This window comes from Azorhizobium sp. AG788, from assembly GCF_943371865.1.
Lineage (GTDB): Bacteria > Pseudomonadota > Alphaproteobacteria > Rhizobiales > Xanthobacteraceae > Azorhizobium.
Genome location: NZ_CALRWL010000010.1, coordinates 1 through 14,535, shown reverse-complemented (window position 1 = coordinate 14,535; position 14,535 = coordinate 1). Strand labels below are relative to the sequence as shown.

Genomic DNA, 14,535 nt, shown 5'->3' with positions numbered 1-14,535 from the left:
GATCCGACGCCACTTGGGAACGGTGCCGCACGACATCTCGTGTCCGGCGAGGAGCAACCTACAATATGGGGCGTGCCCCGCGAAGAGTCAGAATCGCCTCAGGGTCTGTTTTCCCCAAGTCGTTGCGAAATCGTTAACCACGCAAGGTGTGTTGACCCGCCGCAATCGATCATTAGAATCCCAGATGTGGGGCTGCTCCCGTGAGCGGCCTTTTTCCGTTTCTCCAAAGGCGTCGCATTCCGTGGCGTCTCCTTCCACCCTCGCAAGGAGGGGTCCGTGATCACCCCCGTTCTGCCCACCTACGCACGCGTCAATCTCGAATTCGAGCGGGGGGAGGGCTGCTGGCTCGTCACCACGGACGGGCGACGTTACTTGGATTTCACCGCGGGCATCGCCGTGAACGTCCTCGGCCACGCGCACCCCTATCTCGTGGAGGCCTTGACGGCGCAGGCGCAGAAGCTGTGGCACACCTCCAACCTGTTCCGGATTTCCGGCGGCGAGCGGCTGGCCCAGCGCCTCACCGAGGCGACCTTTGCGGATACGGCCTTCTTCACCAATTCCGGTGCGGAAGCGCTGGAGTGCGCCATCAAGATGGCGCGCAAATACCAGTACGTATCGGGGGCGCCGCAGCGCAATCGCATCATCACCTTTGAAGGTGCGTTCCACGGACGGACGCTGGCGACGATCGCCGCCGGGGGCAATGCCAAGTATCTGGAGGGCTTCGGCCCCGAGATGCCGGGCTTTGACCAAGTGCCCTTCGGCGATCTGGATGCGGTGAAGGCGGCCATTGGGCCGGAGACCGCCGCCATCCTGCTGGAGCCCGTTCAGGGTGAAGGCGGCGTGCGCGTGCCGCCGCCGCAATTCCTGGCGGCCTTGCGGGCGCTCTGTGATGAGCATGGCCTGCTTCTGGTCCTGGACGAAGTGCAGAGCGGCGTCGGGCGCACCGGCAAGCTGTTTGCGCACGAATGGGCGGGCATCACCCCGGACATCATGGCTGTGGCCAAGGGCATCGGCGGCGGCTTCCCCATGGGCGTGTGCCTCGCCACGGAAGAGGCGGCCAAGGGCATGACCTTGGGCACTCATGGCTCGACTTATGGCGGCAATCCGCTCGCCATGGCGGTAGGCAATGCGGTGCTGGACAAGGTTTTGCTGCCGGAATTCCTCGACCATGTGCGCCAGATGGGCCTGCGCTTCACCCAGATGCTGGCGCAGGTAAAGGATCGTCATCCCGATGTGATCGCCGAAGTGCGTGGGCAGGGCCTGCTCATGGGCCTGCGCGCCCAGGTGCCTGCCGCCGACTTGGTGATCGCGCTGCGCGAGGAAGGCATGCTGGTGCCGGGCGCCGGCGACAATGTGGTGCGCCTGCTGCCGCCGCTGGTGGTCAGCGAGGACGAATTGAGTCTCGCGGTGGAGAAGATCGAGGCCGCGTGCCAGCGGATCGAACAGCGCCTTGCGGCCGCGCCGGTGCGGGGGGCAGCGGAATGATCGGCAATGGTGTGCGTCATTTTCTCGATCTGTCGGACATTTCGTCCGACGATCTGCGGCAGGTGCTCGACCTCTCCAAGGATTTGAAGGCGCAGCGCAAGGCCGGCACCGCCGACAAGCCGCTGGCCGGCAAGTCGCTGGCCATGGTGTTCGACAAGCCCTCCACCCGGACGCGGGTGTCGTTCGATCTGGCCATGCGCCAGTTGGGCGGCGATCCCATCATGCTGACCGGTGCCGAGATGCAGCTGGGCCGCGGCGAGTCCATCGCCGATACGGCGCGGGTGCTGTCTCGCTTCGTGGACGCCATCATGATCCGCATTCTCAGCCATGAGGATCTGATGGAACTGGCGCGCAACGCCACCGTGCCGGTGATCAACGGCCTGACCCGCATCTCCCATCCCTGCCAGGTGATGGCCGATGTGCTCACCTTTGAGGAGCACAAGGGTAATATCCAGGGCCGGAAGGTGGCCTGGACCGGGGACGCCAACAACGTGCTGGCCTCCTGGGTGCATGCGGCAGAACGGTTTGACTTCTCGCTGAACGTGGCCTCCCCCAAGGAACTGTCGCCCCGTCAGGCGCTGAAGGAGTTCGTCAAGCGCACCAAGGCCAAGGTCCGCTTCATGCGCGATCCCGAGGAAGCGGTGGAGGACGCCGATTGCGTCGTCACCGATACCTGGGTGTCCATGGGCGACAAGGAGGCCGAGCGCCGCCACAATTTGTTGAAACCCTACCAGGTCAACGGCGCGCTGATGGCACGGGCAGCCCCCGGCGCCATCTTCATGCACTGCCTGCCCGCCCATCGCGGGGAGGAAGTGACCGACGAGGTGATGGACGGTCCACAGTCCGTGGTGTTCGACGAAGCGGAAAATCGTCTCCATGCCCAGAAGGGCATCCTTGCCTGGTGCCTCGACAAGGCCCACCTGTGAGGTTCACCCGCGCCGTTCTGGCCGGGTGATGCGTCCCCCCTCCCGCGGGCAGGGCCCGCAGGGGGATTGCGGACGACCTTCGGACACGGCGCCGGGCTCTCAGCTTCCGGCGCCGCCTTGCATAAGTGGAGCCCCCATGGGTGAAGAGGCCAGATCCCCCCGGCAGGACCCGGAGGACGATTGCGTCACGCCGTTTCAGGTGGACGCGCTGGATGTGCGCGGCCGGGTGGTGCGCCTGGGGGGCAGCCTCGACGCGGTTCTGGCCCATCATGCCTATCCGGCTGCGGTGAAGCGGGTGATCGGCGAGGCGGTGGTGCTGACCACGCTGCTGGGGTCGTCATTGAAATTCGAGGGCCGCTTCATCCTGCAGACCCAGACCGATGGGCCGGTGGACATGGTGGTGGTGGACTTCGTCACCCCCGACAAGATCCGCGCCTATGCCCGGTTCGATGCGGACGCGGTGGCGGAGGCCGAGCGCGGCAACACCGCCACCCCCGCCGCGCTGCTGGGCCGTGGCCATCTGGCCATGACCATCGACCAGGGCATTTCCACCAATCGCTACCAGGGCGTGGTGGCGCTGGACGGGGCGGGGCTGGAGGAAGCGGCGCACGAATATTTCCGCCAGTCCGAACAGATCCCCACCAAGGTGCGCCTTGCGGTGGGCGAGGAAATCCGCCCCGGCGGCGAGCCGTCCTCCTGGCGTGCCGGTGGCCTTCTCGTGCAGTTCTTGCCCCAGGAGGCCAATCGCGCCGCCCAGGCCGACCTGCATCCGGGCGATGCGCCTGAGGACGCCGCGTTCCACGATGTGGCCGAGGACGACGCCTGGGCTGAGGCCCAGGCGCTGGTCTCCACCCTTGAGGATGTGGAACTGGTGGACCCGGTGCTGCCGGGCGAGCAATTGCTGTTCCGGCTGTTCCATGAGCGCGGCGTGCGGGTGTTCTCCACCCAACCGGTGAACGCGCAGTGCACCTGCTCGCGCGAGCGGGTGGCCGGGGTGCTGGCCAGCTTCTCCCGCGACGAGCGGCGGGACATGATCCAGGATGACGGTCGGGTCACGGTGACCTGCGAGTTCTGCGGCAGGTCCTACGGATTTGCCGGCGAAGAAGTTCTGGGGCAGGCGGACGCCTGATCCCCAGGCTCAGAGGCATGGGGCTGGAGTCGCGCTCAGCGGCTCCAGAAGCGTGGCATCACCAGCACCAGCACGGTGACGATCTCCAGACGGCCGAGCAGCATGGCCAGGGTCAGGATCACCACCGCAGGATCGCTCAGATTGCCGTAATTGGTCGCCGGCCCCACGATGGGGCCGAGCCCCGGCCCCACATTGGATAGGCAGGCGATGGCTGCCGAGAAGGCGGTGCGCAGGTCCAGCCCTATCGCGCTCAGCGCCACCCCCACCACAGCAAAGGTGGCGATATACAAAAACACGAAGCCGAGCACCGAGGCGACCACATCGTCCGCCACCGGCGCACCGCCATAGCGGATCGGGAACAGCCCGTTGCGGTAGGAAATCCGCTTCAAATGCTGTCGCACCGCCTTCATGGCGATCAGCAGGCGCAGGGTCTTCAGGCCGCCGGCGGTGGAGCCGGTGCAGCCGCCCAGGAACATCAGCACAAAGAACAGGGCGTCCGAAAGCGGGCCCCAATTGGTGTAGTCCACGGACATGAAGCCGGTGGTGGAGATCAGCGAAGCCACGGTGAACAGCGCCCCGCGCAACGCCACCTCGCCCGCGGCGACCCCCTGAAACACCTGCTGCAGGAAGGACGCCACCGTGAACACCAGCACGATGGCAAAGAAGGTCCGCACCTCCGGGTTGCGGAACAGCCGACCCGGATCGCCTGCGAGCGCGCGCACATAGAGCGGGAAGGGCAGGCTCGCAGCCAGCATGAACACGATGGCGACATAGTCCACCGCCGGATCGGCGAACACGCCGAGCGACGAGTCCGAATTGGCGAAGCCGCCGCTCGACACGGTTGAGAGACCTAGGGTCAATGCATCGAATAGTCCCATCCCCGCCAGCGCATAGCCGATGATGCATAGAACCGAGAGCACGCCGTAGGCCAGTAGCAAGCCCTTGGCCACAGCGCCCGCCCGCGGCAGGAACTTCTCCGAGCGGTCCGAAGATTCGGTGCGGAACAATTGCATGCCGCCGATGCTCAGCGCCGGCAGCACGGCGATGGCGATGACCACGATGCCGATGCCGCCGAACCAGTGGAGCATGGCCCGCCACAACAGGATGCCGGGCGCCATGGCATCCAGCCCGGTCATGACGCTGGCTCCGGTGGTGGTGAGGCCGGACACGCTCTCGAACAGCGCATGCACCACGCTCAGGTGTGGCGGCCCCCAGATCAGCGGCAAGGTGGCAAAGATCGCCAGCACCACCCACACCGAGGTGGTGAGCAGGAAGGCCTGGCGCAGGTCCAGCCGCGGCACGCTGGCGCCACGTCCGGAAACGGAGAGCAGGACACCGACGAAGATGGTGACGGCGGCCGATCCCACGAAGGCCCCCGCGCCACCGGAATTGGCGCGGAAATCCGCCAAAGCCGGCAGCAGCATGCTGGCGCCCAGGATGCTCAGGAGCGTGCCGAGCGTGGCTGCGATCGGGCGCAGGTCGAGGGCCGGCGTGGCCTCGGTCTGAACCCGTGAGGCTTTCGCCAATGTCATCGGAATGGCCGCTTCAGTTCAGGACGCGGGGCATGTGCGGGATATCGAGCGAAAAGGCTGGAATTTCCACGGAAAAGGCCTCTCCAGCGTCGGTCCGCATCTCGTAATGCCCGCTCATGATGCCGGTGGCAGCGGAGAGCGGGACGCCGCTGGTATATTCGAAGCGGCTCCCCGGCGGAAGCACCGGCTCCTCGCCCACCACGCCGGCGCCGTGGACTTCCTCCACATGGCCGTGGGCGTCGGTGATGACCCAGTGCCTGGCCTTGAGTTGAACGGTCTCGCTGCCGAGGTTCACCACCTCGATGGTATAGGCCCAGAAATGCCGCCCGTGTTCCGGCTCGGACCGTTCCGCCACATAGCGCGGCGTCGCGGTGACCTGGATCTTCCGCGTGATCGCCCGATACATGCCCTGTCGCCTCCACCCGCCGGGGATCGCCCCGTCGCTTGGCGCTAGTGAACCCGCCAAACGGGCGCCGTGCAATGGGAACCTTGGGAAAGGGGCGGTTCAGTTCAAGCTGGGGGCCACCGGGGCCGGGGGCAGCATGTCGTCCAGTTTGCGGATCATCTCCTCCCGCGACAGCGGTGCGGCGGGCGCGGGCCGCGGCACCGCAAAGGGCGAGGCCGGATGGGTCAGCGCCGGCACGGCGAATACCGTCGCCAGCACCAGCATCTGCACCGCCACATAGGGCGCCAGGGCGGTGAGCATGGCGCGCAGGCTGGCCGGCCCCTTCAAGAGGTCGCGGGTCACCACCAGGGCGTAGCCGAGCGGCGGCAGCAGGAAGCTCATCTGCAGCGTGAGCAGGATCAGCACCGCCACCCAGGTGGCGTCCTGCACCCGAATCAGCAGCGGCGGGACGATGATCGGGACGATGACGAACACGATCTCGAACGCATCCAGCACCAGGGCGCAGGCGGCCAGCACCGCCAGAACCACCAGCACCGCCACCGTGTCGCCGCCGGGCAGCAAAGCGATCAGGTCCGCGATCAGCCGGTCGGTGCCGAACAGGCGGAACACCAGGGTCAAGGTGGTGGCGGCGGCCAGCAGCGCGAATAGCGCGCCGGTCATGCGCATGGTTTCGTCCAGCAGCGGGCCGATATTGGCGCGGTTCACATGCCCGCTCACGAGGCCGGCGATGAACAGCACCATGGCGCCGCAGGCGGCCGCTTCCACCGGATAGATGTAGCCCAGGGTCACGCTGGTCAGCAGCCCGCCCACGAACGGCACCGCCAGCGCGCCGATGATGGCATCGCCCAGTCGCAACGGGGCATGTCTCGGCCGCACCACCAGGGGGCCGCGCCGGCGCCACGCCAGCAGGGTCACCAGCAGCGCACCGGCGACGAACAGCAGCGCCGGCAGCAGGGCGCCCTGGAACACGTCCTGGGTGTTGATGACCCGCCCGCTGCGCCCGCTGACGTTCAGCGCGATGGAATGGGCGTTGAGCATGGCGTCGCCCAGCAGGATCAGCACCAGCGAGGGGGGGATCACTACGCCCAGCGTCGCCGCCGTGGCCGTCACCGCCTGCACGGTGGCGAGCGGGATATGCCGCGCGCGCATTTCCGGGGCGATGGTGCGGGCCAACGCCATGGCGCTGGCGCCCACCGAACCGTTCATTGGGCCGAGCAGTGCGCCGATGACGATGCCCACCACCGGGGCGCTGGCGTCGGCGCGGGGCAGCAGGGCAATGCCGGTGCGGAACAGCGCAGAGGCCACCGGCAAACGGTTCATCAGCACGCCCATGAGCACGAACAGCGGCAGCGCCTGGAGCAGATCATTGCTCATCAGATCGACGATGCGCGAGGGCAACGCCGACATCAGGTGCGCGTCGATGCTGCCGGTGAGAAGGCCCACAAGCAGGCCGAAGACAGCCACCGCCAGGAGCACCACCACATTGGGCAGGCCGGTGAAGACGGTGCCCCAGCCGATCAGAACCAGCAGAAGCAGGCCGAAGGCGCTCATGGGCGGCGCACGTCCGTCGGCGCCCACACATCCAGCACCGCCTGCAGGAAGGCCATCAGCCCCATCAGCCACATGGCCGCCTTCACCAGGAAGAAGCCGGGATTGGTGGTTTCGGGAAAGGCTTCCAGGCTGGCCACCGATTGCAAGGTCAGGCTCGCACCGGCCGTCAGCAGCCAGAGCGACCAAGGCAGCAGGCCCACGGCGGCGCCGATGCGGGCGAGCCGGGCGCGGGTGGCCGGGGCGTAGCGATGGGCGAAGAGGTCGCTGGCCAGATGCGCCTTCGCCCGGGTGGTGGCGGTGACAGCGGCGGCCACATAGAGCGCGAACATCCATTGCCCAAGGTCATTGGCCTCGCGGGCATAGGCCTTGACCAGATCGCGCAACGGCCATTGCAGGAACAACAGCAGCGAGATGGGCAGGATCAGCCAGCGCGTGGCCCTGAGGCTCGCGGCCAGCGCCGCCGATACGCCCGCTGTTGCCCGTGCGCGCATGGGACACCGCCCCCCTCAGCCTCTCTTTGTGGGAGGCGTCAGGGGACGGTAGCTTTTCACCGGGCAATGTCCAGGGGCCACCAGCCCCCGGACCAACGGCTCAGACCGCCTTCAGCGCCTGGGCGATGTCGGCGAGCAGATCGTCGGGATGCTCCAGGCCTACGGACAGCCGCACCAGCCCATCGGAAATACCCATCTGCGCCCGCGCCTCGGGGGTGAAGCGCTGATGGGTGGTGGTGGCCGGATGGGTGAGCAGGCTCTTGGCATCGCCCAGATTGTTCGAGATGCGGATCACCTTCAGCGCATTGGCGAAGCGGAAGGCGCCCTCTTTGCCGCCGGCGACCACGAAGGTCACCAGCGTGCCGCCGCCACTCATCTGCCGACGGGCCAAGTCCGCCTGGGGATGATCGGCGCGGAAGGGATAGAGCACCTTCTCCACCTTCTGCTCGCCCGCCACCGCATCGGCCAAAATGGCCGCGGTGCCTTGGGCGCGGGCGACCCGCAGGCCCAGCGTCTCCAGGCCCTTCAGCAGCACCCAGGCGTTGAACGGCGAGATGGAGGGGCCGGTCTGGCGCAGGAAGGTCTGCAGATGGTCGGTGACGAATTGCTGCGAGGCCAGAACCACGCCGCCCAGGCACCGGCCCTGGCCGTCGATATGCTTGGTGGCGGAATAGACCACCACGTCGGCGCCCAGCTGGAACGGCTTCTGCAACAGCGGGGTGGCGAACACATTGTCGACGATCAGCATGGCGCCGGCGGCATGGGCGATGTCGGCCACGGCGCGGATGTCGATGATTTCCAGGGTCGGATTGGTGGGGCTTTCCAGGAAGTAGATCTTGGTGTTGGGCCGGGCCGCGGCTTTCCAGGCCTCCAGATCGGTGCCGTCCACCAGGGTGGTCTCGACGCCGTAGCGGGGCAGGAAGTCTTCCAGGATCCAGCGACAGGAGCCGAACAAAGCGCGGGCCGCCACCACATGGTCGCCGGCCTTGAGCTGGCACAGCAGCGAGGCGTTCACCGCCGCCATGCCGGAGGCGGTGGCGCGGGCGGCTTCCGCGCCGTCCAGCAGCGCCATGCGCTCCTCGAACATGGCGGTGGTGGGATTGCCGTAGCGCGAATAGACGAAGCCGGGATCCTCGCCCTTGAAGCGCGCTTCACAGGCTTCGGCACTGTCGTAGACGAAGCCCTGGGTCAGATAGAGCGCTTCCGAGGTCTCGCCATAGGGCGAGCGGGTGGTGCCGCCATGGACGAGCAGCGTCTCGGAATGCAAAGTGGAGGGGTCCGGCGGAACGAATTTTTGTGCCACGGTCATAAGCCTTCCAGCGAGGCCGAGGACGCGTGACCGGGTGCATGCGGAGTTGGCATGCGTGCGGACCCATCACGATCCCCGGCCTTTTAGCAATTTTGTTTAACGTGGCAGCAAGCCGGCCGGGCTCAAATTCACCACGAGTGCTCGGCAGTTAAAGCCCTCGCTCCCTTGGCGTCAAGGGAAGCGTCCGTTAAAACGAACGATATGACCGGAACGGAGTGCAGCGTGGCCGAACAGTTGAGAGCAGGCATTCTTCCGGCCCAGGCCATCGCCGCCATGGCCGCCGATGGCAGCATCACCACGCGCCGCCCGCTGGATGAGGACCAGATCCAGCCCGCGAGCCTGGACCTGCGGCTGGGGCGCAGCGCGTGGCGCATCCGTGCCAGCTTTCTGCCCGGTGCCGGCATCACGGTGAAGGATCGCCTCGCGGACCTCGCCCTGCACAAGCTGGATCTGGCCGATGGGGCGGTGCTGGAGACCGGCTGCGTCTATCTGGTGCCGCTGTTCGAGAAGTTGCGCCTGCCGGCGGATGTGGCGGCCTCCGCCAATCCCAAAAGCTCCACCGGCCGCCTCGACGTCTTCACCCGCGTCATCGCCGATGGCGCGCGGGCGTTCGATGCCATTCCGCTCGGCTATGAGGGGCCGCTTTATCTGGAGATTTCCCCGCGGACCTTCCCCATTCTGGTCCGCACCGGCTCGCGTTTGTCGCAGGTCCGGTTCCGGCGGGGGATCTCGCGCCTGTCCGACCTGGAACTGCTCACGCTGCAGAAGGAGCAGCGCCTGGTGGATTCCGACGCCCCGGACGTGGCCGGCGGCGGCATCGCGCTGGGGGTCGATCTGGCGGGCGATGCCTGGAACGGCCTGCTGGGCTTTCGCGCCAAGAAGCATACCGGCGTGGTGGATGTGGACCGCCGCGCCAGCCTGGATGTGGAGGATTTCTGGGAGCCGATCCGGGTGCGCGGCGCCGCCGCTCTGGTGCTGGACCCGGACGCTTTCTATATCCTTGCCTCCCGCGAGGCGGTGCAGGTGCCCCCGGATCAGGCCGCCGAAATGGTGCCGTTCGATCCCCTGGTGGGCGAATTCCGGGTGCATTATGCCGGCTTCTTCGATCCTGGATTCGGTCATGCGGCGGCGGGCGGGCAGGGCGCGCGGGCGGTGCTGGAAGTGCGTTCGCGCGAAGTGCCGTTCATCCTGGAACACGGCCAGACCGTGGGCCGGCTGGTGTATGAGCGCATGGCCGCACGTCCCGACCAGCTCTATGGCGAAGGGGGCAGCTCAAACTATCAGGGGCAGGGGCTGAAGCTGTCCAAGCACTTCCGCCCATTCCTGCCGCAGGGATAGGACGACCGAGACCGGGACGGGATCGGGCCGCGGCCTCTACGCCGCCCGCTTCTCCGTCGGCGGCGGGGATTCCAGGGCGGGGGGCGGCGCCGTGGTGGTCTTCGCCGGCGGGTTGAGCACGGTGCGCAGGTCGGACAAGGGCTGGAGGATGGCGTCGGAGAACGCCAGATAATCCGCCACGAACGGCAACAGCCGCCGGGTGGCGTCATCGGACGTGATGCCCAGGGCCGAGGACAGGGCCGCGTCCACTTGCGGGGCGTTGGTCACGTCCGCCGCCGGAGGCGCATCCCCCAGCGCCAGATCAAACCCCAGCAAGGTGCGCGAGCGGGCGGCCTCCAGCACGTTGACGATTTCCTCCGGCGGCGACAGCACCGCCAGCCGCTGGGCGGCATCCTCCAGCAACGCCAGATAGGTGGTGAGGACGTCGAGGGTGGACACCAAGTTTACCACGTCGCCGGCGCCGCGATGTCCGAGCGAGGATTCCGCATCCAGCTGCGGCAGGCGGTCCATCACCGGGCGCATCTCCCAGGCCAGCGCGCTCACCGACTCGCGCTTCTCGCCGCGCGGCCACCAGCCGGCGAAGGCGTGGCGGCAGCGTCCCACCATGGTCTTCACCTGGCTGATGACTTCGTCGCTGCCATAGATGGGCAGCACCAGATAGGAGATCACCAGCGCCACCACCGCACCGATGGCGGTCTCATAGATGCGCGAGAACATGCCTTCGGCGCTGAGACCAGTGACGAGGTGCAGGCCGACCACCACCGAAAGGCCGGTCGCGGCGGAGGCGATGTCGTAGCGATCGCGCATGGTCAGCAGGCCCGCCACCTGTCCCACCAGACAGACGGCGGCCAGCAACCAGATGTTGGTCTCGAACACATAGACCGCCACCACGCCCGCCAGCACGCCCAGAATGGTGCCCCAGGTGCGATAGCGCACCCGGATATAGGTTTCGCCCAGGCTGTTCCCCAGCACGAACATCACCGTCATGGTCGCCCAATAGGCGTGGTCGAGGCCGATGGCGAGGTCGAGGCCGGTGGTGATGCTGGTGGCGACCAGGGCCTGGATGGCCACCCGCATGGCGGGCGAGAGCCCCGGTGTGACTGGCACGGCGGGCGGCGCGGTCTTGGGCTGGGTCGGCGGTGAAAAAGCAGCCAAGCTCTGTTCCACCGGCCGTTCCAGGCGAAACCGCTCCAGCCCCCGGATGAGCAAAGTCAGGCGCTCGAACGCCGTCACCGCGCGCAGCAGGGTGAGCTGAACCTTCGGGTCGATGGCCGGGTCGGTGGCGGAGCGGCGCAGCCGGGTCAGCCCTTCATCCATGCGTGCATCGCCGAACGAGGGGCCGATGCCGATCTGGTCCAGATGGCGGGCGACTTCTTCCGCCATCGCGGCCACCGGCCCGCTCCAGGCATTGTCCGCGCCCTCGGCCCGGCGCACGGAGGGAATGCAATCGTGCAGCAACTGGGTGGCGACGCGCAGCCGGTAGACATTGGTGCGTACCGCTTCCACCCAGGCACGGGCGTCTGGGTCCTCGGCGGTGGCGGTGAGCAGAGCCACGCGCACCCGCACCCGCAGGCGGTTCAGCATGGTGTCGCCCGGCATAGGGGCATCCTGGCCGGTGCGCACTGCTTCCGCGAACACGCGCAGATAGTCGCCCACCCCCTGCACCGCATCCACCACCGCGTCATTATAGGCCTGCATGGCGCTGGGCCGGAACGGCGCGAGGCGGATGAGGGCGGTGACGACAAAGCCCTCCAGGGCCGCCAGTAGAAGCCACATCGCCTGGGCCTGGGTCGGCCGCAGGATCGCCTCGACGGTGGCGATGATGATGAAGGCGATGCCCAGGCGCTGGCCGTCCATGCCGTAGCGGCGCAGATACATGGCCACGAAGGACAGCGGCACCAGCATCAGTTTGAGGATCAGCGCGTTCTGCGGATGATCGCCGGGTCCAACCGCCACCACCAGCAGCAGATAGCCCAGCACCACGCCGAAGATGCGCAGGAAGGTCTTGGCCTCGATGGCGATGGAGGCCGCGGGCGTGAAGGTGATCAGCACCGAGGCGGTCATCGCCCCGGTCATGGGGAACACCACCTCCATGTTCAGATTGAAGGTCCAGGAGGTGGCGACGCCGAGGATGATGATGACCACATAGGCCAGCGCCAGATGAAACGAGCGCATCCGGTCGATGCCGCCGGGATCGTGGTCGTCCAGCCACGCGCTCAGCCGCTGCATCAAGGGGCTGTGGTTGGGAAGGGTCTGGAGGGAAGGCCGAAACTTCACCGCGCGCACCCCGGGTCCATCCGCATCAAGGGGATGGGTTCATGGCCTGCAAAAAATGTCCAGAGCACGGCGGTGCTTTGCGGACGGCCCCGTCCACTGTGGACAGCACAACCGTCGCTGCCGCGGCGGTCAATAGGGCCGATAGCCGGGCATGGCGTAGCTGGGATAGCCGGGCAGGCCATAGCCGGGCGCCATGTATCCGGACGAGCCGTACCAAGGCTGAACGACGGTGGTGGGAATGAGCGCAGGGCCGGGCAACGCCTGCACCACCGGCACGCCGACCACCATGGGACCCGGCGCCATCACCGGAGCCGGGGCGACCACGGGACCTGGAACCACGACGGCTCCGGACCTGGGCAGGGGAATGGTGGTGACGAAAATCTGGCCGGCGGGCGCAACGATATTGGCGCCCGGCTTGCCGACCGACTGGGCGGTCTGATCCTGGATCAGCACATAGCCGCCGCGCTGGCCGAAATAGTCCATCTGGCGCTGGAGGACCATGCTGTCATTGCCTTGGCTGACGGAATCATCCGCCCGCGCCGCCGACAGGGCAGCGGTCATCCCGCCAGCGAGGACAATCGCAAGGGCGAGGGTCCGCCGCGCGTTGGCTGTCATCGTCCACTCCAGGGCTCGTCCGCATCGGCGTTTCGACACGGCGCTTTCGCGGCGAAGTCTGGCAGGACGAACTTGCGGGACGCTGACCTCAGGCGACCGGCCCCGTTCGGGGGGATTGGCGCAACGGACGCGGCACGGCGGGCGCCGCAGCGCCCGCCCATCGATCAACCGTCAGCCTGTCGCTGAGGTCAGCGATAATAGGGCGCATTGCCGGGGACCACGTAGGTGGTCGGGCCGTAGCTGGTGCGGCCATACGTGGCCGCACCATAGCCGGCCGGCACCTCGATCACATAGGTGGGCGTCGCCGGCGCATACACCCGCTGCATCGGCTCAATCATGGTGGAGTTGCGACCGCCCACCGCCTGGGAATTCAGATCCTGGGTCAGCACATAGCCGCCATGGCGGCTGAGGTAGTCCATCTGGCGCTGGCGCACCATGCTGTCATTGACCTGATTGATGGAGTCGTCGGCGGAAGCGGCCATCGACAGACCGGCAACGCCGGTGGCCAGGGCCAAAGTGAAGGCGGCGGTTCGCAGAATGCTCTTGGTCATAGGTGTTCTCCTATTGCTTAAGCCCGCCGCGTGACGTCGAGCGAAACCGCTCGGACGGGTACTGGTGCGACGGCTGTTGCGCTCACATGGGAGCCAGGATTGCGCAGGGGCCGCGGGATGGTCTCGCCATCCCTTCTGCCGCTGCACACACGCATCTGACCAACGTCGCCGGTCTGATTTGGTTTCGTTCACCGAAGCGGAGTTCGGCGGTTGCGGGTGCTTGCGGGGGGGCGGGCGGGCGTCTAAGCGAGGGCTCGGGCACCGATCATGTCGCGGTGCCGCACGGGCGGAGGCCATATGGGGATCGAGAACGCGCGGGTGTTCGGCCGCTATCGGGCGATGCTGACGGCGGGCGAGATCCAGCCCGATGCGGCGCAGGAAACCGTGGTTGCGGCGCTGGCCCGCCTGGAACAGGACGTGCGCGATCGCACGCTGGCCAAGAAATCGTCCGCGCTCGGCTGGCTGTTTCATCGCCGCACCCCGACCGTGCCACGCGGCCTCTACATTTACGGCCGGGTGGGCCGGGGCAAGACCATGCTCATGGACCTGTTTTTCGAGGCCCTGCCCGGTCCCTCCAAGCGGCGGGCGCATTTCCATGAGTTCATGGCCGACGTCCATGAACGCATCTATGCGGAGCGCGAGGCGCAGAAGCGCGGCGAGCGCAAGATCGCCGATCCCCTGCTGCCGGTGGCGGCGGCTCTGGCGGCGGAAGCCAGCGTGCTGTGCTTTGACGAATTTCACGTCACCGACATTGCCGATGCCATGATCCTGGGCCGGCTGTTCCAGCGCCTGTTCGATGATGGCGTGGTGCTGGTGGCCACCTCCAACGTGGCCCCGCAGGATCTCTATGCGGGCGGGCTCAATCGCGCGCTGTTTCTGCCGTTCATCGCCATGATCGAGGCCAAGACCCAGGTTCTCGCCCTCG

General features: G+C 67.2%; 13 protein-coding genes and 1 riboswitch. Of the genes, 5 read left to right on the top strand and 8 right to left on the bottom strand.

Annotated features, from left to right (window positions below):
* Nucleotides 1-276: 276 nt before the first annotated feature.
* The 3 genes from AAG816_RS08205 (at nucleotide 277) to AAG816_RS08195 (ending at nucleotide 3,540) form a co-directional block, all read left to right on the top strand.
* Entirely contained in the window at nucleotides 277-1,485 is a 1,209-nt protein-coding gene (locus tag AAG816_RS08205) for an aspartate aminotransferase family protein (protein WP_341989109.1), read from the top strand.
* Nucleotides 1,482-2,411, top strand: coding sequence for an ornithine carbamoyltransferase (argF, locus tag AAG816_RS08200; protein WP_341989108.1), 930 nt, complete (start codon nucleotides 1,482-1,484; stop codon nucleotides 2,409-2,411). Before AAG816_RS08205 ends, argF begins: the two co-directional genes overlap by 4 nt.
* A 136-nt stretch (nucleotides 2,412-2,547) precedes the next feature.
* Entirely contained in the window at nucleotides 2,548-3,540 is a 993-nt protein-coding gene (locus tag AAG816_RS08195; protein ID WP_341989107.1) for an Hsp33 family molecular chaperone, read from the top strand.
* A 35-nt stretch (nucleotides 3,541-3,575) separates the two neighbouring features.
* Here the strand turns inward: AAG816_RS08195 and AAG816_RS08190 are convergent, their stop codons facing one another.
* From AAG816_RS08190 to AAG816_RS08170, 5 genes are all read right to left on the bottom strand, one after another.
* Nucleotides 3,576-5,072 (bottom strand): TrkH family potassium uptake protein, encoded by a 1,497-nt coding sequence (locus tag AAG816_RS08190; RefSeq protein WP_341989106.1) that lies wholly within the window; start codon nucleotides 5,070-5,072, stop codon nucleotides 3,576-3,578.
* Nucleotides 5,073-5,085: 13 nt separating this feature from the next.
* Nucleotides 5,086-5,478, bottom strand: a complete 393-nt coding sequence (gene apaG / locus AAG816_RS08185; RefSeq protein WP_341989104.1) for a Co2+/Mg2+ efflux protein ApaG — start codon at nucleotides 5,476-5,478, stop codon at nucleotides 5,086-5,088.
* A gap of 99 nt (nucleotides 5,479-5,577) precedes the next feature.
* Nucleotides 5,578-7,029: a TRAP transporter large permease subunit gene (locus tag AAG816_RS08180; protein WP_341989102.1), complete on the bottom strand. Its 1,452-nt coding sequence runs from the start codon at nucleotides 7,027-7,029 to the stop codon at nucleotides 5,578-5,580.
* Complete coding sequence (locus AAG816_RS08175; protein ID WP_341989101.1) at nucleotides 7,026-7,520, bottom strand: hypothetical protein; 495 nt, start codon at nucleotides 7,518-7,520, stop codon at nucleotides 7,026-7,028. Before AAG816_RS08175 ends, AAG816_RS08180 begins: the two co-directional genes overlap by 4 nt.
* Nucleotides 7,521-7,620: 100 nt before the next feature.
* Complete coding sequence (locus tag AAG816_RS08170) at nucleotides 7,621-8,829, bottom strand: O-succinylhomoserine sulfhydrylase (RefSeq protein ID WP_341989100.1); 1,209 nt, start codon at nucleotides 8,827-8,829, stop codon at nucleotides 7,621-7,623.
* Between the two features lie 63 nt (nucleotides 8,830-8,892).
* Nucleotides 8,893-8,974: riboswitch (SAM riboswitch) on the bottom strand.
* 77 nt (nucleotides 8,975-9,051) lie between these two features.
* On the opposite strand from AAG816_RS08170, the gene AAG816_RS08165 reads away from it, so the two are divergent.
* Complete coding sequence (locus tag AAG816_RS08165) at nucleotides 9,052-10,167, top strand: 2'-deoxycytidine 5'-triphosphate deaminase (RefSeq protein WP_341989099.1); 1,116 nt, start codon at nucleotides 9,052-9,054, stop codon at nucleotides 10,165-10,167.
* 36 nt (nucleotides 10,168-10,203) lie between these two features.
* Here the strand turns inward: AAG816_RS08165 and AAG816_RS08160 are convergent, their stop codons facing one another.
* From AAG816_RS08160 to AAG816_RS08150, 3 genes are all read right to left on the bottom strand, one after another.
* Entirely contained in the window at nucleotides 10,204-12,444 is a 2,241-nt protein-coding gene (locus AAG816_RS08160; protein ID WP_341989098.1) for an FUSC family protein, read from the bottom strand.
* 129 nt (nucleotides 12,445-12,573) lie between these two features.
* Nucleotides 12,574-13,059, bottom strand: a complete 486-nt coding sequence (locus AAG816_RS08155) for a hypothetical protein (RefSeq protein WP_341989097.1) — start codon at nucleotides 13,057-13,059, stop codon at nucleotides 12,574-12,576.
* Nucleotides 13,060-13,247: 188 nt separating this feature from the next.
* Nucleotides 13,248-13,610 (bottom strand): hypothetical protein, encoded by a 363-nt coding sequence (locus AAG816_RS08150; protein WP_341989096.1) that lies wholly within the window; start codon nucleotides 13,608-13,610, stop codon nucleotides 13,248-13,250.
* A gap of 297 nt (nucleotides 13,611-13,907) precedes the next feature.
* Here AAG816_RS08150 and zapE point away from each other — a divergent pair.
* The coding region (gene zapE / locus AAG816_RS08145; RefSeq protein ID WP_341989095.1) for a cell division protein ZapE at nucleotides 13,908-14,535 on the top strand (628 nt) is incomplete at its 3' end.

Coding starts and splice junctions, on each gene's coding strand:
- argF (WP_341989108.1), top strand. CDS start 1,482: ATGATCGGCAATGGTGTGCGTCATTTTCTCGATCTGTCGGACATTTCG.
- AAG816_RS08195 (WP_341989107.1), top strand. CDS start 2,548: ATGGGTGAAGAGGCCAGATCCCCCCGGCAGGACCCGGAGGACGATTGC.
- AAG816_RS08190 (WP_341989106.1), bottom strand. CDS start 5,072: ATGACATTGGCGAAAGCCTCACGGGTTCAGACCGAGGCCACGCCGGCC.
- apaG (WP_341989104.1), bottom strand. CDS start 5,478: ATGTATCGGGCGATCACGCGGAAGATCCAGGTCACCGCGACGCCGCGC.
- AAG816_RS08180 (WP_341989102.1), bottom strand. CDS start 7,029: ATGAGCGCCTTCGGCCTGCTTCTGCTGGTTCTGATCGGCTGGGGCACC.
- AAG816_RS08175 (WP_341989101.1), bottom strand. CDS start 7,520: ATGCGCGCACGGGCAACAGCGGGCGTATCGGCGGCGCTGGCCGCGAGC.
- AAG816_RS08170 (WP_341989100.1), bottom strand. CDS start 8,829: ATGACCGTGGCACAAAAATTCGTTCCGCCGGACCCCTCCACTTTGCAT.
- AAG816_RS08155 (WP_341989097.1), bottom strand. CDS start 13,059: ATGACAGCCAACGCGCGGCGGACCCTCGCCCTTGCGATTGTCCTCGCT.
- AAG816_RS08150 (WP_341989096.1), bottom strand. CDS start 13,610: ATGACCAAGAGCATTCTGCGAACCGCCGCCTTCACTTTGGCCCTGGCC.